Here is a 20821-nt window from a genome sequence, read left to right on the forward strand (position 1 = left end):
GGCGTTTAGAATGTCTTATCGCTATAAATCAGTCACCGATTAGGACTATGACCCATGAAAAAATTGACTCCATTCATTACGGCCACTATTTTTACCGCCTCCATGTCTTGTATTAGTAATGCCCATGCTGAGTGGAAAGAATTGGGCTATAACGAGGTAATGGCTGTTTATGTTGATTTAGATACGGCTAATGTTAGCGGCGAGAAGGTGCAAATCATGTCCATGTTAGATTTTAAGAGGCCTGGAAGAAACCCAAATAATAAAGAGACTGTGAATTCTATTATTGGCCTCAATGAATACAACTGCCCTGAGATGAGCTATCGCCCAATTGCCTTTAAAGAATTTTCTGGCAGTAAAGGTACGGGCAAAGTAGTTTCTGATAACAACACTCCTGATAGCAAGTTTGAACCTGTCATCAATGATTCATGGACAGCTGGAGTATTTAATGTTGTCTGCCAAAGAAAATAGTCTGCCCACAAAATCTCCATTTAATTTCGGGGTTTGCTTACTCCCTATTTTTTGTAGCCTAGGTTTACAAGCCTGTATTGCACCTATTGCAGCTGTTGGCGCCTCAGGCTCAGCTGCCGCCAGTAGTGCAGGAGGTGCTATAGCTACTGCTGCAGTTGCGAACCCAGTAACGGCTACCAGCCTTGCATCCACTGCAGCCACAGGCAAATCCCCTTTAGAGCATGCCGCCTCAGCAGCCACTAAAAAGGAATGTAGCTTTTTGAATCCGCTGTCATCTAAGCCAATCTGCATAGAAGTTTCCATCCCAACGGTCACCGATAACAGCACACCCTTAATGGGTCCTGCAGATCAAATGATTGATACTGCTAAGCAGCAGAACATCTCCGCCCCGCTGTCTAAAGACTAAAATAAGCGTTTACCTGCATTTTTACTAATCTAGCTATGACAACAGAAAACTATTACCTCACCTTAACCTGCCCCAATAAACCAGGCATCGTTGCTGCAGTTTCAACCTATATCTTTCAAGCAGGCGGTGATATTGAAGAGGCTCAACAGTTTGATGACAAGGCTTCTAAACGTTTCTTTATGCGCGTTAGCTTTAGTTGCACTACGGATGGCAATACTCTCAAGTCTGGCTTTCAAGAAATTGCGAAGCGTTTTGAGCTCACCTGGGATTTGCGTGCTGTTAAGGATCTCAAACGTGTCTTGATCATGGCGTCAAAGCTAGATCACTGCTTGGTGGATTTACTCTACCGTTGGCGTATTGGTGAATTGCCAATGATTGTCTGTGGCATTGTCTCGAATCACCCACGTGAGGTATACGCTAGCATCGATTTTGCTGATATTCCGTTTTACCATCTACCGGTTACTCCTGAAACCAAGCCGGCACAAGAAGCTAGACTACTAGAGATCATTGCTGATTCCAAGGTCGACATGGTCATTCTGGCGCGTTATATGCAGATTCTGTCAGATGATTTATCAAGCAAATTGTCTGGACGCTGTATCAACGTACACCACTCCTTCTTGCCCAGCTTCAAGGGTGCTAAGCCTTATCACCAAGCCCATGCTCGCGGCATTAAATTGATTGGTGCTACTGCTCACTTTGTGACTAGTGATTTAGATGAAGGCCCCATCATTGAGCAAGATGTGACGAGGGTTACCCATGGTGATACACCGGATGATTTAGTGCGTAAAGGTCGTGACTTAGAACGCACTGTACTTTCTAGAGCGCTGCGTTACTACTTGCATGACCGCGTCTTGATTAATGGCGCAACCTCAGTCGTCTTCTCTGATTAATAGCTAAGGTCTGACCCCTGGAGCTTCTAGGGGCATCCCCCTGGCTCGCCACATCAGAAAGAGTTCTAGCTGAGCCATTTCAGGGGAGCCATACTCAAACTGCTGTGCCCGCACTCCGCTCATGCAGTTGCGCAAGCGGCGCTGTACAGATCCTAAAGTTTGCCATTCCAAGCGATAGATGGGATACGCATTAGGGTGGCCTTGTGGGATCAGGCTACCGCCTAGCTTTAATCCTGCTCTATCTTCGTGACACTGGGCACAAGACAAATTGAGCTGCCCCATTCTCTCGTTAAACCAGCGTCGCCCTTTTTGTAATTCAACTTTGTTTTCTGAAGTTTCTTTAACAGCAATCGGCATCCCTTTGGATTGAACAGCTACATAAGCAGTCAGCGCGAGCAACTCCTTATTTTCATAAGGAAGTAGAGGCACACCTTGCGCCGACGTTCTACATTGATTAATTTTCCCCTCAAGCGTTTGCAGCTTACCTTTGATCATCTTTGGAAATTGTGTTGCTATACCACGCATCGATTTTTTAGCATCCCCATGACAACTAGTGCATGCAACATTTTTTGACCCTGATTTTGCTTGCCAAAGACTTTCGCCTTCAGCGATCCAAAACATGGCAGGATTTAGAGAGGGGTCATCCTGCATAGCCTTATTTTCAGCAGACATGAGCTCATAACTCGATTGCTTTTTATTTGGGGCTTCAGAAGCAGCTATGGGGGCTGATACCGCTAGTAATAAAAAGCAGCAGAATGCTGCGAGGCGAAAAGTGATTGCTAAGCGCACAGAAACTCTATGAAACAGTGATGCGCGCTTGATTCACAGCCTCATAACCGCCGTCACCAAGCCACTTAAACTCGAGAGTTCCAGATTCAGTTGCAATGGTGGTGAAGATAATTAGTGGATTAGCGCCGATTCCTGGATAAAAGTCCGCCTTAAATACCTCTACATTGTTGTAGGAACAAGTAAAGATACGAATCAGATCTCTTGGGATTAATTTTCCAGACTCGGTATATCGGAAGCCTGACTCCATATCATGCTGAGCAATAGCCCGGATCTCAATCACTGCGCCCTTCTTTGCGCTGGCGGGAACGGTAACTTGGGTGCGAGATGTCCTACTCATATCATTTCCGTACAAGCAGATAAGGTTACCAAGGTTTCTGCTGACCCTTTCCAATAACTGCCATTACTCATTTGTGCGATAGCCCAAACCACTTGACTATCAGCTAAGCGTACCCGAGTTGTGATGTTGGCGGTACCTGAACGAGGCGTTAGATAGGCCGTAAAAATATTGGGGGAAGGGTTGCCCTCGGCAATCACATGAATCGCTTTGACATAATTATCATTAGTCATCGGACTATCAACACTGACTTTCAAAACAACGAGGTTACCGTTTTCAACTAACGGTGGAATTGTCAATGTCACACGGCCTTCTTGAATTTTGGCATTACCAGTCATTTTTTGAATAGCCTCATCTGCATCTACTTTTTTAGCAAAAACCAATGCGGGGCTAAACCATACGCCCAGAGTGAATACTCCTAGCTTTTGGAATCTTCGAAGCCAATCACGGCGATGCATTTTGAGAGGGGAATTAAATTTCATATTCATTGTGAATTTTGCTTATTTAAACTGACTAGAAAAGCGACTACATCCTCGATCTCTTGGCCATTGAGAATCGGTTGTCCTGCAAATTTTGGAGCAACCTGATTGAGGTGTCCAGTTTTGTAATAGGCAGGCATGATGGTATTCGGATTGAAGTGACTTGCATCCACAATGCGCGCCCGCAATTGGGGTGCATTAAGACGCGCAACGCTTGCTCCCAGCTCTGGTGCCAGGTTTCCCTGAAAACGCTCTTCTGGAAAAGGACCGCTATGGCACAAGAGACATAAACCCGTTTGACGACTTGCCACGATCGCTCTACCCCTGCTGACATCACCAGGTGCAGAAGAAAGGGATTCGAAAATCGAATCCCCCACAATTGACTGAGCGATGGCGCTGCTGAGATTGAGGACGACTAGCAAGCTGGCTGCTAGTACATACCTCATTCTCATTGTTGCAACTTCACAGTCTTTAAACCAACTTAATGCCGCTGTTTTTCAATGGCACTGTACGCAAGCGTTTACCAGTTGCACGATAGAACGCATTGAGTACTGCTGGCGCTGCAACTGCAATTGTTGGTTCACCAACGCCACCCCAGTCCTTGCCACCACCTTGGATGACAATGGTTTCAACAGGCGGCATTTGATATAAACGAATAGAGCCAAAGGTATCAAAGTTCTTTTGTACAACCGCACCTTTTTCGATGGTGATCTCTTCTTCGAATAGGGCTGAAAGGCCATAGACAAATGAACCAGACACCTGACGTGCAACTTGAGCTGGATTAACCACAAAACCTGGGTCTGTAGCAGCCACGATGCGATGAATCTTCACTTCATTACCATTTTTTACAGAGAGTTCACAAGCAGCGGCAACATAGCTACCAAACGATCTCATTTGTGCAAGGCCACGGAATACACCTGGTGCAGCCGGCTTAGTCCAGCCAATACCATCGGCAACAGCATTTAATACTGCGATCGCACGTGGGTAGTTCTGCATATGCTTACGACGGAACTCTACTGCATCCATACCGGTTGCTTCTGCCATTTCATCCATGAAGGTTTCGATAAAGATCGCATTCTGATTCACGTTCACGCCACGCCAGAATCCTGGTGGGACATGGGTATTACGCATCGCGTGATCAATATGGAGATTTGGGAAGCTATAGGTAATGCCATGCTCGCCAATTTGGTCTAGACCTTGGTATACAACAGGGTCCTTACCTTTATTGGTTGCAACAACGGCTGGGCGTACTGCTGACAAAATAGACTGGCCAGACAAGCGCATATTGAGGCCTGTCACGTTCTTTTTATCATCGATAGCGGCAGTCATCTTGCACATCATGACCGGATGGTAACGACCTTGCGTCATATCCTCTTCACGAGTCCAGATCAACTTCACCGGGGTACCGGGCATCTGCTTAGCGATATTCACCGCCTGAGTGGTGTAGTCCTGAAAGGCACCACGACGACCAAAGCCACCACCGAGGTTGACTTTATAGACATTACATTTATCTGCAGGCAAACCTGAGGCAGCAATCACAGCGGCTAGTGATGCTTCACCGTCTTGTGTTGGCACCCATGCCTCACAAGAATCAGCTGTCCACTTTGCAGTGGCAGTTTGCGGCTCTAAGGTAGCGTGATTTAAGAATGGATAGAAGTAAGTGGCTTCAATCTTTTTAGATGCGCTAGAGAGTGCTGCATTGACATCGCCGTTAGTATTACCTACAAATGTATCGCTAGCATTCAAGCCCTCTTCTAGCATCTTCTTAATGGAAGCACTAGACACATTCTCATTCGGACTGCTTTCCCAAACGATATTCACTTGATCCAATGCAGTCTTGGCTTGCCAGAAAGTATCGGCTATTACTGCAACTGCAGTATCGCCAACCTGAACTACCTTTCTAACGCCCTTCATGCTTTGGGCTTTAGCAGCGTCATAGCTCTTTACTTTGCTACCAAACACAGGTGACTCTTTAATGGTTGCAGTCAACATGCCGGGCAACTTCAAATCAATGGCGTAAATTTGCTTACCAGTGACCTTGTCGGCCGTTCCGTCAATACGATTGACAGACTTACCAATCAACTTCCACTCTTTTGGATCCTTGAGTGGAACTTCCTTTGGAACTTCTAATTGAGAGGCAGCAACAGACACCTTACCAAAGGTAGTTTTGCGACCAGATGGTGTGTGGGTGATCACGCTATTCTTTGCTACACATTCAGAAGCTGGCACATTCCATTGGTTTGCTGCTGCTTGAACCAACATGATGCGTGCTGCTGCACCGCCTTTACGAACATATTGCTCTGAAGTACGAATACCACGGCTACCACCAGTAGAGTAGCTACCCCAAACTTTATTACGCTTGAGATTTTCGGCAGGAGATGGATAGTCATAAGAAACTTTTTTCCAATCACATTCCAACTCTTCAGCAACCATTTGAGCTAAACCAGTAATCGTGCCTTGGCCCATTTCTGAGCGAACGATACGCACAACCACATCATCGTTTGGCTTAACTACTACCCACACACCAATTTCTGGCGATGCGAGTGGTGTCATTGCTGTAGTACCAGTACCCATAGCAGCATGGGCCTCAGACATGAGTGAAAAATCAAAGCCAATTGCTAAACCAGTAGCAATTGCGCTAGAGCCAACAATAAAGTGGCGGCGGGAAGTATTAGTATTGGTAGTCATCTGATTCCCCTTATGCCTTGCTCACAGCATGAATCGCTGCGCGCACTTCTTGGAAGGTGCCACAACGGCAGATATTGGTTACTGCTGCGTCAATTTGAGCGTCAGTTGGCTTAGGAGTATTGCGTAATAGTGCTGTAGTTGCCATCACCATGCCAGATTGGCAGTAGCCGCACTGAGGCACTTGGTTATCAACCCATGCTTTTTGTACTTTAGATAGCTGGCCGTTCTTTTCGAGACTTTCAATAGTCTCAATTTTTTTACCTACAGCAGCTGAGACTGGCAAAGAGCAACTACGAATCGCTTGACCATCAAACAGGACGGTACATGCACCGCATACGCCAACTCCGCAACCATATTTAGTACCGGTCAAACCAACCTGCTCACGAATCACCCACAGCAATGGGGTATCTGGATCCACATCCACCTTATATTTTTTGCCATTGACATTTAACTCTGCCATGAGTGTTCTCCTATTGATTTTTTAATATCGGGGCACCTTCTCTCGAAATATCCCTCTTTTTTATACCCTACTTTTGTTGTGACTATATTAAACAAGAATGAATTTATTGCTATGCAACATAAATTCAGCCCTGTAAGATCAACCCATGATCTCCGGCCTTGTTCAAATACTGCTCTTCCAAAGCTTGGGTGAGCTAGTTTCTAAATTCTTATTACCCACCTTACCGGGTCCCGTGATTGGCTTGGTTCTTTTGGTTGTATGGCTGGTCCTGCGCAAAGGAATCAATGCTGAACTAGCAATGGTTGCAGACGGCTTTAGTCAATACTTAGGCTTACTCTTCGTCCCTGCTGCCGTTGGTGTGGTGCTCTTTCTGCCGCAATTACAAGCAAATGCTCTGGCAATCATGAGCACTCTTGTAGGAAGCGTCATCTTGACTATTGGGTCGAGTGCTTTGGTAGTTCGCTTTTTAAGCAGGAAAGATGCTCATGAGTGAGAAGCACTCTATTGTGGAAATTTGGGTTTACCTATCGGGTAGTCCACTCTTCGCACTCTTTCTGACCTTGGCAGCCTATCAAGTCGGACTTACTATTTATAAGCATGCCAAGCAAAATCCTCTGGCTAATCCTGTAGCCATTGCCATCATTCTGGTTGCTACCATCATTCAGCTCATCGAGATGCCCTACTCGACCTACTTTGAAGGCGCGCAATTTATCCACTTCTTATTGGGTTCAGCAACGGTTTCCTTGGCTATTCCGATTTACCGAGGGCTGGCTAGCCTAAAGGGTCGCTCCATACCACTGATTGTTTCATTAGTTACCGGTGGCTTGGTTTCTATAGTGAGCGGGGTTGGCATTGCTAACCTGCTGGGTGCCGACTCCAGTATCACGGGGGCGATGTACCCTAAATCGGTTACGGCACCAATTGCCATGGGTATTGCAGAACGTATTGGGGTATCACCAACACTTACTGCTATCTTTGCTGTCAGCACCGGCATTCTGGGGGCGATCTTGGCACCCTTTGTTTTAAATGCGCTAGGTATGAAAGCGTGGTGGCAAAGAGGCTTTGCAATTGGGATAGGTGCCCATGGTATAGGCACCTCAAGAGCATTTAGCATTCATCCTGAAGCAGGAACTTATGCAAGCTTAGCCATGGGTATGAATGGTGTGATCAGCGCTGTCGCTATACCAGTAATCTATCACTTATTTAATCAGTAATTAATTCACTTTCATCGCAGCATCCACTGCATCACCCAGTACGCTACACAAGAACTCTACTTCTTCCGGTTTAGAAATAAATGGTGGGCCTACTGCAATACAGTCACCTGCTACACGCACCAGAGCTCCGCGTTCAATGCAAGCTTCTAGAACCTTCAATGCACGCAGTCCGGGTTTTCCTGGTACCGGCTCAAGATCAATTGCGCCAGATAAACCAAAGTTACGAATATCCAATATTCCAGACTTACCTTTTAAGGCATGCAGGCCATTTTCTAAAACGGGCTCTAATGCTCTAGCGCGATTGACTACATCATCTGACTCAAAAATATCTAACACTGCATGGGCGGCCGCTGTTGGTATTGGGTGTCCTGAATAAGTGTAGCCATGAAAGAATTCAATCGCCTGCTCTTGCCCGCCATTACCAATAATGCTGTCATAGATATCACCGCGCACTAGTACACCACCCATCGGAATCACGCCATTCGTGATCCCTTTAGCAAAGGTAATCATGTCAGGCGTCACACCAAAACGATCAGCACCAAAGTTAGCGCCCAAGCGACCAAAGCCGGTGATGACCTCATCAAAAATCAGCAGAATGCCGTGCTTGGTACAGATCTCGCGAATCTTTTGTAAGTAACCCTCTGGTGGAACGATCACTCCGGTTGAACCTTGCACCGGCTCAAGAATGACTGCGGCAATCGTATTGGCATCATGTAATGCAACGATCTTTTCTAATTCATCAGCAAGATGAGCGCCCCAAGTCGGCTGCCCTTTAGAAAAAGCCATTTGAGAAAGATTTAATGTGTGCGGCAAATGATCTACGCCAGGGATCATGAGACTAGTAAACATTTTGCGATTAGCAACCATGCCGCCCACCGAGATGCCGCCCATCCCTACCCCGTGATAGGCACGCTCTCGACCGATCATACGAACACGAGAAGCATTTCCCATCACGCGGTGATATCCAATCGCAATTTTGAGCGCAGTATCTACCGCTTCAGAGCCTGAGTTAGTAAAAAATACTTTATCTAAACCCTTAGGTGCCATCTTAGCAATACGGCTTGCAAGACTGAAAGTAGCTTCACTTGCCATCTGAAAAGCTGGGCAATAGTCCATGGTTTCATATTGTTTGCTGATAGCTGCACCAATCCGTGGATCGGCATGCCCTAAAGGCGAGCACCAAAGCCCAGAAAGGCCATCAAACAGCTTACGTCCATGATCGTCATAGTAGTAAGCTCCTTTAGCAGATTGCATCACTTTAGGATTCTGATGAAAGTAGCGATTGGGGGTAAATGGCAACCAATAGGCTGACATATCAACTGTCTTTGAAGGGCTGTTCATGCTTGTCTCGTATGTGTTTAATAGAATTATTCGATACTATAGTAATTCAATAGCTTTTCATTGATCACCCTCATGAATTTAACCAACTATCCCTATGCCAAGCTCTAATGACTCCATTACGGTTGAGACCCTAGCGGCATTCAGCGCCGCCTGGAACCGCCACGATATCGACTCCCTCATGAGCTTTATGAGCGATGACTGCATATTTCAGACCGCAGCTGGTCCAGATGCTTGCGGCACGTGCCATGTTGGCATAGCGGCTGTAAGGGCGGCCTTTGAAAGTGCCTGGTTGAACTTTCCCGATGCCCAATGGATTCATGATCAACATTTTGTCCACGAAGACTTTGGAGTGTCTCAATGGACCTTCACCGGAACAGCTGCTGACGGGACTCGGGTTGAGGCTGATGGTGTCGATGTCTTCACCTTTAAGGACGGCAAAATTCATTTAAAAAATGTCTTTCGGAAAAATCGCCCGAACTTGCCAGCAGCAAAGTAAGTGGGAATGCTCTAGACTCAATCCCCATGAAATACGACCCGCTTTATGACCCCCTCAACTCTCAAAATCCTGGAACGGGTCAAGACTATGCCCCCAGTTATTGGGTTGCTAGTGCCGGGACGCCGCCATCAACAGATGGTCCAGTAAGCCAAGATATTGATACCGATGTTGTTGTGATTGGTTCTGGCTCAACCGGTGTTTCTACTGCCCTGTATTTAGCGCAAGAGCATGGAATCAAAGCGGTCATCTTAGAGGCCAACCAAACTGCTTGGGGTTGCTCCAGTAGGAGTGGCGGTCAGGGCCAAAATGCCAGCGGTCGATTGTCGCGCTCTCAATGGATCGAGCGCTGGGGTTTAGAGACTGCCAAAAAACTCGATCGAGAAATTTATACCGGCTTTGAGAACTTCAAAGATCTGGTCAGTCAAATTGATTGCGATGCTACTGATGGTGGCCATCTTTATATTGCACATCGCCCTGAGAAGATGGCTTATCTTCAGAATGAGGCGCGGGTTCGTAAAGATGTATTTGGATATGATCCCCTACTCATGAGCGCCCAAGAACTCAGGGAGCAATATTGTGATGATCATGATGCGGCTGGAGCTCTATTAGAGCGAGAAGGCGTTGGTATTCACCCACTGAAATTTACTTTTGGTCTTCTGAGAAAAGCCCAGAGCCTTGGAGTCAAAATTTACACTGGCAGTCCTGTGCAGGGATGGGAGACGATTAATGGAGTTCATCATATTCAAACTCCCGGCGGCATTGTTCGCGCCAAGCGGATTGCCATCTGCACCGGTGGCTATGGCATGCAGGGCCTCAAGCCCATCAAGAATCGCATACTTCCAATTTTATCTAATTCAGTAGTAACTAGACCGCTGACAGAATCAGAGATAGCAGCCTGCAATTTTCGTTCACATACCTTTTTAACTGATACGCGCACACTGCGTTTTTATTACCGTCTTCTTAAAGACAATCGCCTCCAAATGGGTAGCCGAAGCTCAATCAGTGGCGCCGATGCAAATGCACCTGAACATCTCAAGTTGTTAACGGATGGTATTGCTAGAAAGTTTCCACCTTTAGCAGGAATTCAGATTGATTACTCTTGGTGGGGATGGGTAGATGTCAGTCACGACATGATGCCCCGCATTACACAGCCTGACCCTAAGCAAATGGTATGGCATGCATTAGGCTATGGAGGTAATGGTGTTTCCTTTTCCACCTGGGCTGGGAAGCGATTAGCAGAACTTATTGCTGGAAGTAAAGCCAATGCAGAAGTTTTTAAGTTACCGATTTATAACTCTCCCCTCGAATTTCCTAATCTATTTGGTCAGGTACGCTCAGAAGCACTTGCCCCCTTTAGAAGATTGGGGCAAAGTATTCTTTATAAGTGGTATTGGTTTAAAGATGAAAAATAAACATATCCAACAAGACTCTAATTTTTTTACTACAAAGGCTCCCATGAATCTCATTCATCGCATCGTTGTCAGCGCCACACTTTCTCTTGGCTTAATGAATGCCAGCATCGCATCACCAGATACGGATTGGCCAAAAAAACCAATCCAGATGATTCTCTCCTTTCCGGCCGGAGGATCGACTGATGTCTTTGCTCGCAGCATTGCAGTTCCATTAGGCGAAGCATTAGGTCAGGCAGTAGTCGTTGAAAATAAACCGGGCGCCGGCGGAATGATTGGCATGACTGCCGCAGCCAAAGCAAATCCAGATGGCTATACCGTTCACTTTAGCGCTTTAACAAATCAGGCAATCGCGCAAGCACTCTTTAACAACCCACCTTTTTCTCTCCAAAAAGATTTTGTCTCCGTCGCTCTAGTAGGCTCTGTTCCTCATATTCTGGAAGTGAACCCGAGTGTCCCAGCCAAAAATATGACTGAGCTAATTGCCTTTATTAAGTCAAAGAATGGCAACTTTAATTACGCTTCTCAGGGCAATGGCAGTCTCTCGCACTTAGAATCTGCTTTGTTTATGCAGCGTATTGGTGCTACAGGCACACATATTCCATACAAAGGTAGCAGCTTTGCCTTGCCTGATTTAATTGCTGGTAATACCTTAATGATGTTTGATAGCTTAACGGCATCTCTGCCACATATTCAAAGTGGCAAACTCAGACCGATTGCAATTGCCTCCAGCGAGCGCTCACCCCTGTTACCAAATGTTCCAACACTTGAGCAGGATGGCTTTAAGCAATTCGATGTTGAGAATTTATTTGCCATTTATGCGCCCAAGGGAACCTCACCTGCTGTAGTTGCTCGCTTGGAAAGAGAGATTCGGAAAATTCTCACGAACCCTGACTTCAAAAGTAAGTTAGCTAACCAGGGTATTCAAACCCAATTTGCTAACTCAGAAAAACTCACAGAAATCACTGCTGCCGAACACGCCAAGTGGTTAAAGTCTGTGAAAGCAGCCAATATCAAGGTTGACTAATTAGCTACTGCATTTAACTTCTAGAAAAATATCCATGTTGATTTCTCCTCCCTTTAGTGGTGGTCGTGCACCTGTTCTTGCCAGAAATACTGTTGCCAGCTCTCAACCACTAGCCACACAAGCTGGTATTGAGGCGCTGCAAAGTGGCGGCAATGCAGTGGATGCTGCACTAGCCACTGCGATCACCTTAACCGTTGTCGAGCCAACCATGAATGGCCTGGGTGGTGATGCTTTTGCGATTCTTTGGGATGGTCAAAAACTCCACGGCTTAAATGCTTCTGGTCGTGCCCCAGCTGCTTGGACACCAGAATATTTTGCCGGCAAATCCGCAATGGATCTGATTGGTTGGAATACCGTTACCGTTCCAGGCATGGTTGCTGGCTGGGTTGAGTTATCGAAAAAATTTGGCAAACTCCCTTTTGCACAGTTATTTAAGCGTGCCATTGATTATGCGGAGAATGGTTTTCCAGTTTCTCCTGTCATTGCGCGTCAATGGCGTGAAGCCATTCCGATTCTGAAAAATGAACCTGGATTTTCAGAATCCTTTTTGATCGATGGCAAAGCGCCACAAGCGGGCCAGATCTGGAAATATCCTGCCCAAGCAAAGACCTTAAAAGAGATTGCAGCAACCGAAGGCCAATCTTTTTATAAAGGTGCGCTTGCTCAAAGTATGGTCGACTTTGCAAAGGCCTCTGGTGGTAGTTTCACCATGCAAGACTTTGCAGATAACAAACCGGATTGGATTGAGCCCCTGGCATTTGATTATGGTGAATACACCCTCCACGAGATTCCACCGAATGGCTCAGGTATTGCCGCACAAATCGCTTTAGGTATTTTGGAAGCTGCAAACGTAAAGCAATACCCAGCAAATTCTGCACAGCGTATTCATCTTCAAGTAGAAGCCATGCGCATCGCCTTTGCGGATGCTTATGAATACGTCTCCGATGCGCGCTCAATGAGTATGCCTGTGAGCTCATTGCTTGATAGAGAATATTTAGCTAGCCGTGCTGCACTCATTGATCACAATAAAGCCGGAATCTATGGCCCCGGTGATCCACACTCTGGCGGCACAGTCTATCTTTGTGCTGCAGATGAATCTGGCATGATGATTTCATACATCCAGTCGAACTTTAAGGGCTTTGGTTCTGGCGTGGTCGCCCCTGGCGGTATTGCGCTTCACAATCGTGGCATGAGCTTTAGCCTCAAAGATGGGCACCCCAATCAAGTTGCCCCAGGTAAACGACCTTTTCATACGATTCTGCCCGCCTTCTTATCAAAGGATGGCAAACCAACGATGGCCTTTGGTGTGATGGGTGGCAATATGCAGCCCCAAGGCCACATTCAAGTAGTCATGAGATTTGTAGATGAGTATCTCAACCCTCAAGCATGCTCTGATACACCCCGCTGGCGGATTGATGACTTGGGTAAGTTAACTGTTGAAGCAGCAATGCCAGCAAATATTGTTGAGGGCCTGAAAAATATGGGGCATGAAGTAACGGTGATGCCTGCAAACAGTTTAGATTTTGGTAGTGCTCAGGCAATTGCCAAGATTAGTGATGAATCTGATTCTGCCTTTATAGCTGGTAGCGATCACCGCAGAGATGGATTGGCGGCTGGATTTTAAGGATTATGAGTTGGGCAAGCAGTTCAAATAAAAGCGTTTGATCTCTTGGTCACAACTCACATCTCTAGGTTCAATTGGTCTTTGTAGAGAAATGCCCTCAATCGTTTTGCATCTACTGAGGGCAACGTAGACTTGGCCAGATGCAAATGCGCCTGAGGATAAATCGACCTTTACTTTGTCGAGTGTCTTACCCTGACTCTTATGAATGGTTACTGCCCAAGCGAGCATTAAGGGTATCTGTACATAAGTTCCCACAATACTTGGCGAGATCTTGCCTGACATCATGTCGTGATCATAACGATATGATTCCCATTGATGGCCAGCAACTTCAACGGTATTGGAATATGGCCCGTTCTTCACCATCACCTTAACTTTGTCTGGGAGCATCTCTCTAACAACACCAATCGTGCCATTGACCCAACGCTTCGGAAAATTGGGATCTGTTGCTGTAAACATCACCTTTGCACCAACCTTTAATGCCAGATTATTGGCTGAAGGTAAGTTACGTTCATCAACATTAAACTTTCCGGTTGTTTTCCCAGTATAGACTTTGACTTCATTCGTAATGGCACGCAATCCTGCGCCATTAATTTGGTCTGCTCTTGCATTGGTAGTAGTAAGTGTGATGGTTTCTTCATCTACCTCGAGGTCTTTTCGATAGCATTGTGCATTGAGCGTATCTAGTGCCTCATCTATATCCTGATTAATACGGATACGATTCAGAAGCTCCGCAAAGTGCTCATCCTTTTGACGGAAGATCTTCGATAACTCCACCATGGTGACATCTTTGCGGTGCAGAGCCATAGCGCAGAAGAAATAAGGACCTTCGTAGCCCCGATCAGCCAGCACTTGCATATCGCTACTCGATACTACTGGCGGCAACTGAAATAAGTCCCCTACAAACATCACCTGAATGCCGCCAAAGGGTTTGCCTTTTTGAGGTCCATTCTCGCGCAAGAATAAATCCATGGCATCGACTACATCAGCCCGCACCATGGAGATTTCATCAATGATCAGCAGGCGAATATCTTTATAGAGGCGCTTATCACGAAGCGGCTTAATATCCTCTTCTGGGAAGATTAAGCGGGGTGGCAATCTAAAGAAAGAATGAATCGTGACACCCTTCACTTGCAATGCAGCTACGCCAGTGGGTGCAACGACTACAACATTGCCAGGAATCGTTTCTCGAAGATAACCGATGAGAGTAGTTTTGCCAGTGCCCGCTTTACCACTGACAAAGATATAAGGATCATGCCGCTCAATAGCTTCAATGACCGCCTGGTAATCTTGGGTAACTTCAATTTCGGATGAATCTATTGCAGGACTAGTCATCCCCTATTGTTTCACGGCATCGGCGACACACCGAAATCCGATATAAACCACGGTGATATCGCTAGATTTAGATTCCACATCAGATTCTTGCTGCCTCTCTGGGCCGTACCACCAAGATGCGCCACGGGTGATATACCCCCCATTGCGCTCTGTAGCAGTCCACTCCCAAACATTACCCCCCATGTCATACATACCATTGACACCGGGCTTAGTTGTTTTGGTAGTGACATGCCCTGTGCCGCGATTCAGAGCGCCAGCAGGAGCCAGTCCTTTATAGTCACCACAGCCATTTAAGCAATGAGAAACCGCTGGAGTATTGCCACCAGGAAATGGGTAACGCTGCCCTTTGGCATAGCCAGCAGGAGGATTTGCTCTTTGCTCTAAAAATGCAGCTGAAGTCCACTCAGTATCAGTCGGCAAACGTTTGCCGTAGTAACGACAGATAGACTCGGCTTCTTTTTGGTTGAGATGCACTGCTGGTTCAGAATCCCCAGCAGGAACTCCATAAGGAGTCTTCCAAGTCCAGCCTGGTTTTTGCACAAAGCCGCTTTCATAATTTAAGCCACCACCCTTCTTTTCTGCGACGCTCACAAAACCAGTAGCAGCAAAACCTTTGACATCACCAATAGTCATCTCAGTTTGATCCCAGATCAGATTACCAATTTTCACCGTAGGAATAGAAGATGCAGGAGCACTTTGACTAGGCGATGATCGCAACATAAAGTACGCTGCAATAGCCGTTAGCAGCAAACCAAACAGAACGGTGGAGAAATCAAACTTTTTCATAACAGGAACTCCAAGCGACTCAATTGAATGATGACTATTCTAAAGAGAAGTACTTATTTATGCTCAGAAGCTTATCTGGTTTCTGCCAGCCTCTTTGGCGCGGTACATGGCCTGATCGCACAGACTGAAGTATTTCTTGAAAATCATATTAGAGGAGGATAAGTTATCGGTATGGGGGTTGTAAATTGCAATACCAATGCTGATAGTGATAGAAATATCTTTACCATCAACATTTACTGAGGGTTTGCTAGCTATGTGCTTCCTTAAGCGTTCAGCTACCTCACTAGCACTTTTCTGATCAAGCTCAGGCAGCACAATCAAAAACTCTTCTCCCCCTACTCGTCCAAAGATGTCTACTTCACGCAATTCGTCTTGGGAGCGTTTTACTAAATCAATTAAAACTAGATCTCCAACAGGGTGGCCATAGACATCATTCACATTTTTAAAATGATCGATATCTGCCATTAAAAAAGCAATGGGCATTTTGCTCCTAAAGCTTTTTTTAATTTCAATCTCAACTCTGGCAAAGGTCTCGGCACGACTCATGGCACCAGTTAAAGAATCTATTTTTGAAAACTGATCGAGTAGGAAATTACGATCCTCCAACTCAATCAACAGTCTTCGGAACTGAAACATGCCCAGCAAAAGAAACAAGGAGATCGGAACGGATAGCCAAGCATCGACAATGTTAATGCGACCGTCATTCAAAGCATGAACTAAGGGGGCGACTCTCCTGCCCACCATCAATGTCAAGCCAATGGCTAAAAACCCGCAAGCCAAACGATAAGAGCTTGCTCTAAAAAATAGGGTAACAGCAAAAATAGCTGCAAAAATTTGGCAAAGTAGACTAATGGTGTAGAGGATTAAGCCAAGAATCATAATTTAAGTTGACTCAATGATTTCTTGTAATGAATTACCCTCTTTCATTAATTCCAGTGCAGCATCAACTACTTTGGAGTCCAATTTGATACCTGCTTCAGCACTAATTTCTTCCATGGCCGCATCAAGCCCACGAGCTGGGCGATATGGACGATGGGTAGCCATCGCCTCAATAGTGTCGGCCACTGCAAGTATTCTTGCCTCTTGAGTAATTTGATCACCAATCAGACCTTTGGGATAACCGCTCCCATCCAAGCGTTCATGGTGCTGATGAACCATCTCTGCAATCGGCCACGGGAATGGAATGTCTTTAAGGATCTGAAATCCAGTTTCAGCATGCTCTTGCACCATCTTCATTTCTAACTCGGTCAGATGTGTTGGTTTGGTCAAAATTTCCGCTGGTACAGCCACTTTCCCAATGTCATGAACCATAGCAGCCATATACAAAGCTTGAATGATATCGTTATCCATGCCCAACTTTCTAGCTAAAGCCATGCTAATTTGAGCTACCCGCTTTTGATGTCCAGCAGTATAGGGGTCACGCCACTCCATGGTTTTAGACATAGCTTCAATCGTAGAGCGTAAGGCTCCCGCTAATCGCTCTTGGGTCTGCTCTTTTTCATGAATCTGTATATCTAATTGATGTTGACGCTCAATAGCACGCAAGCCAAAGCCTATCTCATGCGCAAGACTTTCGAAAAGCATAACTTCATCCGGTCCAAATGCATTCGGTACAGTTGAATAAACCAAGAGACAGCCAAAGGGATGGACTTGGCCATCGGATATTGGACAGCCGATAGAAGAACGAATGCCATATTGATGAGCCAGCTCACGCCATGGAGCAAATCCAACATCCATTTCAGTATCAGCCAGTACGGCCGACCGATTAGATCTAATACATTTTCCAGCGGGACCCATTCCGGATGTTTTTTGATCAGACCAACTCACAACTAGATTTTGAATATAAGCAACAGCTGAGCCAGCGCCACCTAAAACTTTGATAGTTTTTTCTTCATCATCGAGAGCTTGACCAACCCAAGCTACAGCATAAGGGCTTTGCGCTGCAATAGCATTACAAACCTCTTTGATCAGCCTGTCAGTAGAGTCCGCTCTGGCTAATGCTGCCGCTGCTTCTGATAGCGCAGAAAGGGCCCAACTACGCTTTTCAAGTTGAAGGCGTAGCTCACTTTCAGAACCACCCTGGCTACTCGGCTTTTTGTCAGTCATTCTTTTATTATCAATCGAATCATGGTAAATAAATCAATTTAATAGAAATAATATTAAATAAAGAAGCATCAATACTGCTAAATGCCTTGCTTTGAAAGTCAAAGCATAGGATTATGGATAAACAACAATTGGGTGAGAAATGAAAGAAGATATAGACAAGATTTATGCGAAGCTAGTTAGCCTGGAGTCTGAGGTAAGCAACCTACGTCAGGGCTATATTTTGGTGAATCAGCAGTATACAAAGGCGCTTGCTGGACTAAAATCGCTTACTAATAGCGCTCTCGAAGCCGCTAAACGTTCTGCAATAGCAGCAGAAAAGGCTTTATTAGCTGCAAAAAATTCCGCATTAGCAGCCAAGCTAGCAGCATCAGAAGCAATTATTGCTGCTGCAGAAGCAGCAGCAGATGCAGCAGCAGCATCAGCAGAGGCCTCTATAGAGGCAGCTGCTGCAGCCTCTGCAGCAGCCTCGGCCGCTGCGGCTGCAGTCGCCAGTCAAGCTGAGGAAGCTTCTATGCATGCTTCAGCCGAAGCAGCAGAAGCCACAAGGCGCGCAGCTGAAGCTGCCGCAGAAGCGGTTCGAATGTCTAATGCAGCAGCTGAGTCAGCAAGAAGTGCTAGAAAAAATAGTAAGTAGCTTTTAGCCTAGAAAGGAATAATTAATTCTTCCATTACGTAACGATAGAAGTAATTAGGCCCCAAAAATCCCGCTGATTTACCGTAACCTGCCCTAGTTTTAAAGTAATAGCTATTTGAAGCCACAGGGCTAGTTGCTGCAAATTCATACAACTGTGTTGTAGTACTCGGATCTTGGCTCACCTTTTGCCGCCCTACTCCTGCTGTACCACTAAGCATCCACCCAGAAATTCTCTTTCTTGCTCCAAAAGCAATCATTGTCTCGGTATAGTGATCTGGATTGAAATAGTTGTTAGGCACAGTAGTGTTCGTATCCCGGTATTGCCTGTAGCGCAATTGAGCAGTCAGCCCATAATCGGGTACAAGATCGTAGATAAGCTTAGCGCGCACTAATGGTCTTGTATTGGTATCTGAAAAATACATATTCCCAACCATAGCTATAGCAGTCAACCTCTCTAACACTTGTTGCTCAACGCTTGCAGCACCCATTGTGTAGTAAATCCCATTATTTAAAGAATTCTGCGTTTCTACGCGATCACGATTCAGTATCAACTCTGCCTTTGTGGAGTCAGTGACGCGAAAACCATAGTTACTATCAGTGGTAATAAGTTTGTGGCCATTCTGCAAGTTATATCCAATATTCGCGTTATAGCCCAGCCCAGTTCGAGGATTAATTGCTTTCGTTAATAGGGTATAAACCTCTGCTGAAGAATCCCAACCGCTTTGCGTGAAGTAATTATGCTGATAGCTGACACCAGTGTATTTTTCACCGTGTTCATATAAAGGGAAAAATCCAGCATTGTATTTATATGTAGAGAAACCTTCGCTATCAGAAGCAATATAGACATTGGGAGCAGATACAGCCATTTTGGATGTTGGCTCTTCCTCTGCATGAGCAATGACCGAAAATGCTATTAATAGCCATAGAAGCTTATTCAATGGATTCACTTAGTTCCCCAAGTTTTTCGCAGATTAAAAATCTCTGAGAAGTAGCCATAAACACAGGCTGGCTGTAGAACCAAGCCATAAGCAAAGACGTAAAAAATGAAACCCAAAAGATTAGCGCGTACTTTGAGATGTTCTTCTTCAAACATAGCCTTGCCCTTTAAATACATTTGCCAGTTCAAAAGAAAAGCCATGGGCAAAAGGGATAGGGTCATAGGGCCAACGATCCAGTAAACACCAAAACAAGCCAAAAGAATTCCTGGTAAAAACCCAAAGGTGAAGGCAATATCCATTAATGGAAACATTGTGTTCCACCAGACATATAGGGTAGAAAACCGAGGTTGAAATAGGATTGATGGATTTGCTTTAAATGCTTCTATCAAGCCTCTAGACCAACGCTGTCTCTGACGGACAAATCGCTTTAGGGTATTAGGGCAATCTGTAAACGCCAAAGCATTTTCGGCGTGACCCACCCGATATCCTTTTGACAGGATCTTCCAGGTAAGCACAATGTCTTCACCCACCATCTCTGGCCAACCTCCAAGCTCATTCAGAGTTTTACGCTCATACAATGAAAAAGCACCCTGCGCTACCATCGTGCCCTGAAACAATGATTGAATGCGCTTAATAGTGGCAATACCCAAAAAGTAATCCCATTCTTGAGCTTTGGTAATCCAGTTTTCTCTGGAGTTGCGAATGAGAATTTCACCAGCAACCGCTTTGGTGTTGATGGGATCCGATAAATACCGACCTACTAAATGTCGAATGCCATCCTTAAGAACATAACTATCCGCATCTATAGAAATCACAATATCAGTTGTGACCTCTTTAAGCCCATGATTAAGAGCTGATGCTTTACCGCCGTTACGACCCAAATCAATCAAGCTTAAATTTGGATGAGTTAATTGCAGCACTTTTATAGATTCAACTGTCTTATCACTTGATCCATCATTAATAACAATAATTCGTATATCTGCAGCGTAATCTTGTAAAAAAATCCCCGATAGGGTTGATGCAATTGATTTTTCTTCGTTATACGCAGCGATTAACACCGTAATAGGTGGATACTTTTGCTGGTCAATAACCTTGGGTCTTTTGTCTAAAAACAAAGCCATTGCCACATAGGCATTCATAAAGCCGGGAATAATTGCAATGAAGGTAATAATGAAATATGCTGCGTAAACTCCTATTTCACGACTTAAATCCTCATACCAAGGTTGGGAATACCAAAAGGAGGCCCCCATCCAAGAGAGGGCAAAAATCAGGGCTGTAAAAAATTTGGCTTTAACTGAAAAGTACAAAACAGTATCTATTTTAGATATTAATTTCTTAGCATACCCCCTTTAGAGGTCTTTAGAACCAATGGCTAAAAAAAATATAAGTAATAAAAAAGC

The 20821-nt window shown here is 45.3% G+C and carries 23 protein-coding genes; 10 read left to right on the forward strand and 13 right to left on the reverse strand.

Annotation, left to right across the window (positions count from 1 at the left end; all coding sequences use genetic code 11):
• The first annotated feature begins 54 nt into the window (after positions 1 to 54).
• The 3 genes from ICN17_RS09720 to purU are packed head-to-tail and all read left to right on the forward strand — an operon-like array spanning position 55 to position 1764.
• Positions 55 to 468 carry a surface-adhesin E family protein gene (locus ICN17_RS09720; protein WP_216237355.1) on the forward strand — a complete coding sequence of 138 codons (414 nt, stop codon included), beginning with the start codon at positions 55 to 57 and terminating at the stop codon, positions 466 to 468.
• Positions 446 to 874, forward strand: coding sequence for a hypothetical protein (locus ICN17_RS09725; protein WP_216237357.1), 429 nt, complete (start codon positions 446 to 448; stop codon positions 872 to 874). The genes ICN17_RS09720 and ICN17_RS09725 overlap by 23 nt, the downstream gene beginning before the upstream one ends.
• 35 nt (positions 875 to 909) lie before the next feature.
• Positions 910 to 1764 carry a formyltetrahydrofolate deformylase gene (gene purU / locus ICN17_RS09730; protein WP_216237359.1) on the forward strand — a complete coding sequence of 285 codons (855 nt, stop codon included), beginning with the start codon at positions 910 to 912 and terminating at the stop codon, positions 1762 to 1764.
• A gap of 3 nt (positions 1765 to 1767) precedes the next feature.
• Here purU and soxA read toward each other — a convergent pair whose 3' ends face one another.
• The 6 genes from soxA to ICN17_RS09760 are packed head-to-tail and all read right to left on the reverse strand — an operon-like array spanning position 1768 to position 6514.
• Positions 1768 to 2553 (reverse strand): sulfur oxidation c-type cytochrome SoxA, encoded by a 786-nt coding sequence (gene soxA / locus ICN17_RS09735; protein WP_370625977.1) that lies wholly within the window; start codon positions 2551 to 2553, stop codon positions 1768 to 1770.
• 7 nt (positions 2554 to 2560) lie between these two features.
• A complete protein-coding gene (locus ICN17_RS09740) occupies positions 2561 to 2890 on the reverse strand; it encodes a thiosulfate oxidation carrier complex protein SoxZ (protein ID WP_216237362.1) in 330 nt (109 codons plus the stop codon).
• A complete protein-coding gene (locus tag ICN17_RS09745) occupies positions 2887 to 3369 on the reverse strand; it encodes a SoxY-related AACIE arm protein (protein WP_216237363.1) in 483 nt (160 codons plus the stop codon). The genes ICN17_RS09740 and ICN17_RS09745 overlap by 4 nt, the downstream gene beginning before the upstream one ends.
• A 2-nt stretch (positions 3370 to 3371) precedes the next feature.
• Positions 3372 to 3812 carry a sulfur oxidation c-type cytochrome SoxX gene (gene soxX / locus ICN17_RS09750; protein ID WP_255538395.1) on the reverse strand — a complete coding sequence of 147 codons (441 nt, stop codon included), beginning with the start codon at positions 3810 to 3812 and terminating at the stop codon, positions 3372 to 3374.
• A 25-nt stretch (positions 3813 to 3837) separates the two neighbouring features.
• A complete protein-coding gene (locus ICN17_RS09755) occupies positions 3838 to 6054 on the reverse strand; it encodes a xanthine dehydrogenase family protein molybdopterin-binding subunit (RefSeq protein ID WP_216237367.1) in 2217 nt (738 codons plus the stop codon).
• A gap of 10 nt (positions 6055 to 6064) precedes the next feature.
• Positions 6065 to 6514 carry a (2Fe-2S)-binding protein gene (locus ICN17_RS09760; protein ID WP_216237369.1) on the reverse strand — a complete coding sequence of 150 codons (450 nt, stop codon included), beginning with the start codon at positions 6512 to 6514 and terminating at the stop codon, positions 6065 to 6067.
• A gap of 145 nt (positions 6515 to 6659) precedes the next feature.
• Between ICN17_RS09760 and ICN17_RS09765 the strand changes: the two genes are divergently transcribed.
• Positions 6660 to 7007 (forward strand): CidA/LrgA family protein, encoded by a 348-nt coding sequence (locus ICN17_RS09765; RefSeq protein WP_216237371.1) that lies wholly within the window; start codon positions 6660 to 6662, stop codon positions 7005 to 7007.
• Positions 7000 to 7728 carry an LrgB family protein gene (locus ICN17_RS09770; protein WP_216237372.1) on the forward strand — a complete coding sequence of 243 codons (729 nt, stop codon included), beginning with the start codon at positions 7000 to 7002 and terminating at the stop codon, positions 7726 to 7728. The genes ICN17_RS09765 and ICN17_RS09770 overlap by 8 nt, the downstream gene beginning before the upstream one ends.
• Here the strand turns inward: ICN17_RS09770 and ICN17_RS09775 are convergent, their stop codons facing one another.
• Complete coding sequence (locus tag ICN17_RS09775) at positions 7729 to 9069, reverse strand: aspartate aminotransferase family protein (protein WP_216237374.1); 1341 nt, start codon at positions 9067 to 9069, stop codon at positions 7729 to 7731.
• 94 nt (positions 9070 to 9163) lie between these two features.
• Here ICN17_RS09775 and ICN17_RS09780 point away from each other — a divergent pair, with 94 nt between their 5' ends.
• From ICN17_RS09780 to ICN17_RS09795, 4 genes are read left to right on the forward strand one after another with little or no spacing between them, the layout of a single operon-like run.
• Positions 9164 to 9565, forward strand: coding sequence for a nuclear transport factor 2 family protein (locus ICN17_RS09780; RefSeq protein WP_216237377.1), 402 nt, complete (start codon positions 9164 to 9166; stop codon positions 9563 to 9565).
• A 26-nt stretch (positions 9566 to 9591) separates the two neighbouring features.
• The gene (locus tag ICN17_RS09785) at positions 9592 to 10977 is read left to right on the forward strand and encodes an FAD-binding oxidoreductase (RefSeq protein WP_216237379.1); all 1386 of its coding nucleotides are present in this window, start codon (positions 9592 to 9594) and stop codon (positions 10975 to 10977) included.
• A 43-nt stretch (positions 10978 to 11020) separates the two neighbouring features.
• A complete protein-coding gene (locus ICN17_RS09790) occupies positions 11021 to 12001 on the forward strand; it encodes a tripartite tricarboxylate transporter substrate binding protein (RefSeq protein ID WP_216237381.1) in 981 nt (326 codons plus the stop codon).
• 34 nt (positions 12002 to 12035) lie between these two features.
• Positions 12036 to 13625 (forward strand): gamma-glutamyltransferase family protein, encoded by a 1590-nt coding sequence (locus tag ICN17_RS09795; protein ID WP_216237383.1) that lies wholly within the window; start codon positions 12036 to 12038, stop codon positions 13623 to 13625.
• Between the two features lie 3 nt (positions 13626 to 13628).
• Here ICN17_RS09795 and ICN17_RS09800 read toward each other — a convergent pair whose 3' ends face one another.
• From ICN17_RS09800 to ICN17_RS09815, 4 genes are all read right to left on the reverse strand, one after another.
• Positions 13629 to 14957: an ATP-dependent RecD-like DNA helicase gene (locus ICN17_RS09800; RefSeq protein ID WP_216237385.1), complete on the reverse strand. Its 1329-nt coding sequence runs from the start codon at positions 14955 to 14957 to the stop codon at positions 13629 to 13631.
• Between the two features lie 3 nt (positions 14958 to 14960).
• Positions 14961 to 15743 (reverse strand): SUMF1/EgtB/PvdO family nonheme iron enzyme, encoded by a 783-nt coding sequence (locus tag ICN17_RS09805; protein WP_216237387.1) that lies wholly within the window; start codon positions 15741 to 15743, stop codon positions 14961 to 14963.
• A gap of 63 nt (positions 15744 to 15806) precedes the next feature.
• Entirely contained in the window at positions 15807 to 16622 is an 816-nt protein-coding gene (locus ICN17_RS09810; RefSeq protein ID WP_216237389.1) for a GGDEF domain-containing protein, read from the reverse strand.
• 3 nt (positions 16623 to 16625) lie between these two features.
• The gene (locus ICN17_RS09815) at positions 16626 to 17849 is read right to left on the reverse strand and encodes an HD domain-containing phosphohydrolase (protein ID WP_216237391.1); all 1224 of its coding nucleotides are present in this window, start codon (positions 17847 to 17849) and stop codon (positions 16626 to 16628) included.
• Positions 17850 to 17988: 139 nt separating this feature from the next.
• Here ICN17_RS09815 and ICN17_RS09820 point away from each other — a divergent pair, with 139 nt between their 5' ends.
• Positions 17989 to 18483, forward strand: a complete 495-nt coding sequence (locus ICN17_RS09820; RefSeq protein ID WP_216237393.1) for a hypothetical protein — start codon at positions 17989 to 17991, stop codon at positions 18481 to 18483.
• A gap of 8 nt (positions 18484 to 18491) precedes the next feature.
• Here ICN17_RS09820 and ICN17_RS09825 read toward each other — a convergent pair whose 3' ends face one another.
• Together ICN17_RS09825 and ICN17_RS09830 are read right to left on the reverse strand one after the other, a co-directional pair.
• Positions 18492 to 19430, reverse strand: coding sequence for a hypothetical protein (locus ICN17_RS09825; protein ID WP_216237395.1), 939 nt, complete (start codon positions 19428 to 19430; stop codon positions 18492 to 18494).
• Positions 19427 to 20728 carry a glycosyltransferase family 2 protein gene (locus tag ICN17_RS09830; RefSeq protein WP_255538397.1) on the reverse strand — a complete coding sequence of 434 codons (1302 nt, stop codon included), beginning with the start codon at positions 20726 to 20728 and terminating at the stop codon, positions 19427 to 19429. Before ICN17_RS09830 ends, ICN17_RS09825 begins: the two co-directional genes overlap by 4 nt.
• Positions 20729 to 20821 lie beyond the last annotated feature (93 nt).

The sequence above is a fragment of the Polynucleobacter sp. 73C-SIWE genome (assembly GCF_018882465.1).
GTDB lineage: Bacteria > Pseudomonadota > Gammaproteobacteria > Burkholderiales > Burkholderiaceae > Polynucleobacter.

What these genes read in the sequence shown, in the direction of transcription:
- ICN17_RS09720 (WP_216237355.1), top strand. Translation starts at nt 55, where the DNA reads ATGAAAAAATTGACTCCATTCATTACGGCCACTATTTTTACCGCCTCC.
- ICN17_RS09725 (WP_216237357.1), top strand. Translation starts at nt 446, where the DNA reads ATGTTGTCTGCCAAAGAAAATAGTCTGCCCACAAAATCTCCATTTAAT.
- purU (WP_216237359.1), top strand. Translation starts at nt 910, where the DNA reads ATGACAACAGAAAACTATTACCTCACCTTAACCTGCCCCAATAAACCA.
- ICN17_RS09740 (WP_216237362.1), bottom strand. Translation starts at nt 2,890, where the DNA reads ATGAGTAGGACATCTCGCACCCAAGTTACCGTTCCCGCCAGCGCAAAG.
- ICN17_RS09745 (WP_216237363.1), bottom strand. Translation starts at nt 3,369, where the DNA reads ATGAAATTTAATTCCCCTCTCAAAATGCATCGCCGTGATTGGCTTCGA.
- soxX (WP_255538395.1), bottom strand. Translation starts at nt 3,812, where the DNA reads ATGAGGTATGTACTAGCAGCCAGCTTGCTAGTCGTCCTCAATCTCAGC.
- ICN17_RS09755 (WP_216237367.1), bottom strand. Translation starts at nt 6,054, where the DNA reads ATGACTACCAATACTAATACTTCCCGCCGCCACTTTATTGTTGGCTCT.
- ICN17_RS09760 (WP_216237369.1), bottom strand. Translation starts at nt 6,514, where the DNA reads ATGGCAGAGTTAAATGTCAATGGCAAAAAATATAAGGTGGATGTGGAT.
- ICN17_RS09765 (WP_216237371.1), top strand. Translation starts at nt 6,660, where the DNA reads ATGATCTCCGGCCTTGTTCAAATACTGCTCTTCCAAAGCTTGGGTGAG.
- ICN17_RS09770 (WP_216237372.1), top strand. Translation starts at nt 7,000, where the DNA reads ATGAGTGAGAAGCACTCTATTGTGGAAATTTGGGTTTACCTATCGGGT.
- ICN17_RS09775 (WP_216237374.1), bottom strand. Translation starts at nt 9,069, where the DNA reads ATGAACAGCCCTTCAAAGACAGTTGATATGTCAGCCTATTGGTTGCCA.
- ICN17_RS09780 (WP_216237377.1), top strand. Translation starts at nt 9,164, where the DNA reads ATGCCAAGCTCTAATGACTCCATTACGGTTGAGACCCTAGCGGCATTC.
- ICN17_RS09785 (WP_216237379.1), top strand. Translation starts at nt 9,592, where the DNA reads ATGAAATACGACCCGCTTTATGACCCCCTCAACTCTCAAAATCCTGGA.
- ICN17_RS09790 (WP_216237381.1), top strand. Translation starts at nt 11,021, where the DNA reads ATGAATCTCATTCATCGCATCGTTGTCAGCGCCACACTTTCTCTTGGC.
- ICN17_RS09795 (WP_216237383.1), top strand. Translation starts at nt 12,036, where the DNA reads ATGTTGATTTCTCCTCCCTTTAGTGGTGGTCGTGCACCTGTTCTTGCC.
- ICN17_RS09800 (WP_216237385.1), bottom strand. Translation starts at nt 14,957, where the DNA reads ATGACTAGTCCTGCAATAGATTCATCCGAAATTGAAGTTACCCAAGAT.
- ICN17_RS09805 (WP_216237387.1), bottom strand. Translation starts at nt 15,743, where the DNA reads ATGAAAAAGTTTGATTTCTCCACCGTTCTGTTTGGTTTGCTGCTAACG.
- ICN17_RS09810 (WP_216237389.1), bottom strand. Translation starts at nt 16,622, where the DNA reads ATGATTCTTGGCTTAATCCTCTACACCATTAGTCTACTTTGCCAAATT.
- ICN17_RS09815 (WP_216237391.1), bottom strand. Translation starts at nt 17,849, where the DNA reads ATGACTGACAAAAAGCCGAGTAGCCAGGGTGGTTCTGAAAGTGAGCTA.
- ICN17_RS09820 (WP_216237393.1), top strand. Translation starts at nt 17,989, where the DNA reads ATGAAAGAAGATATAGACAAGATTTATGCGAAGCTAGTTAGCCTGGAG.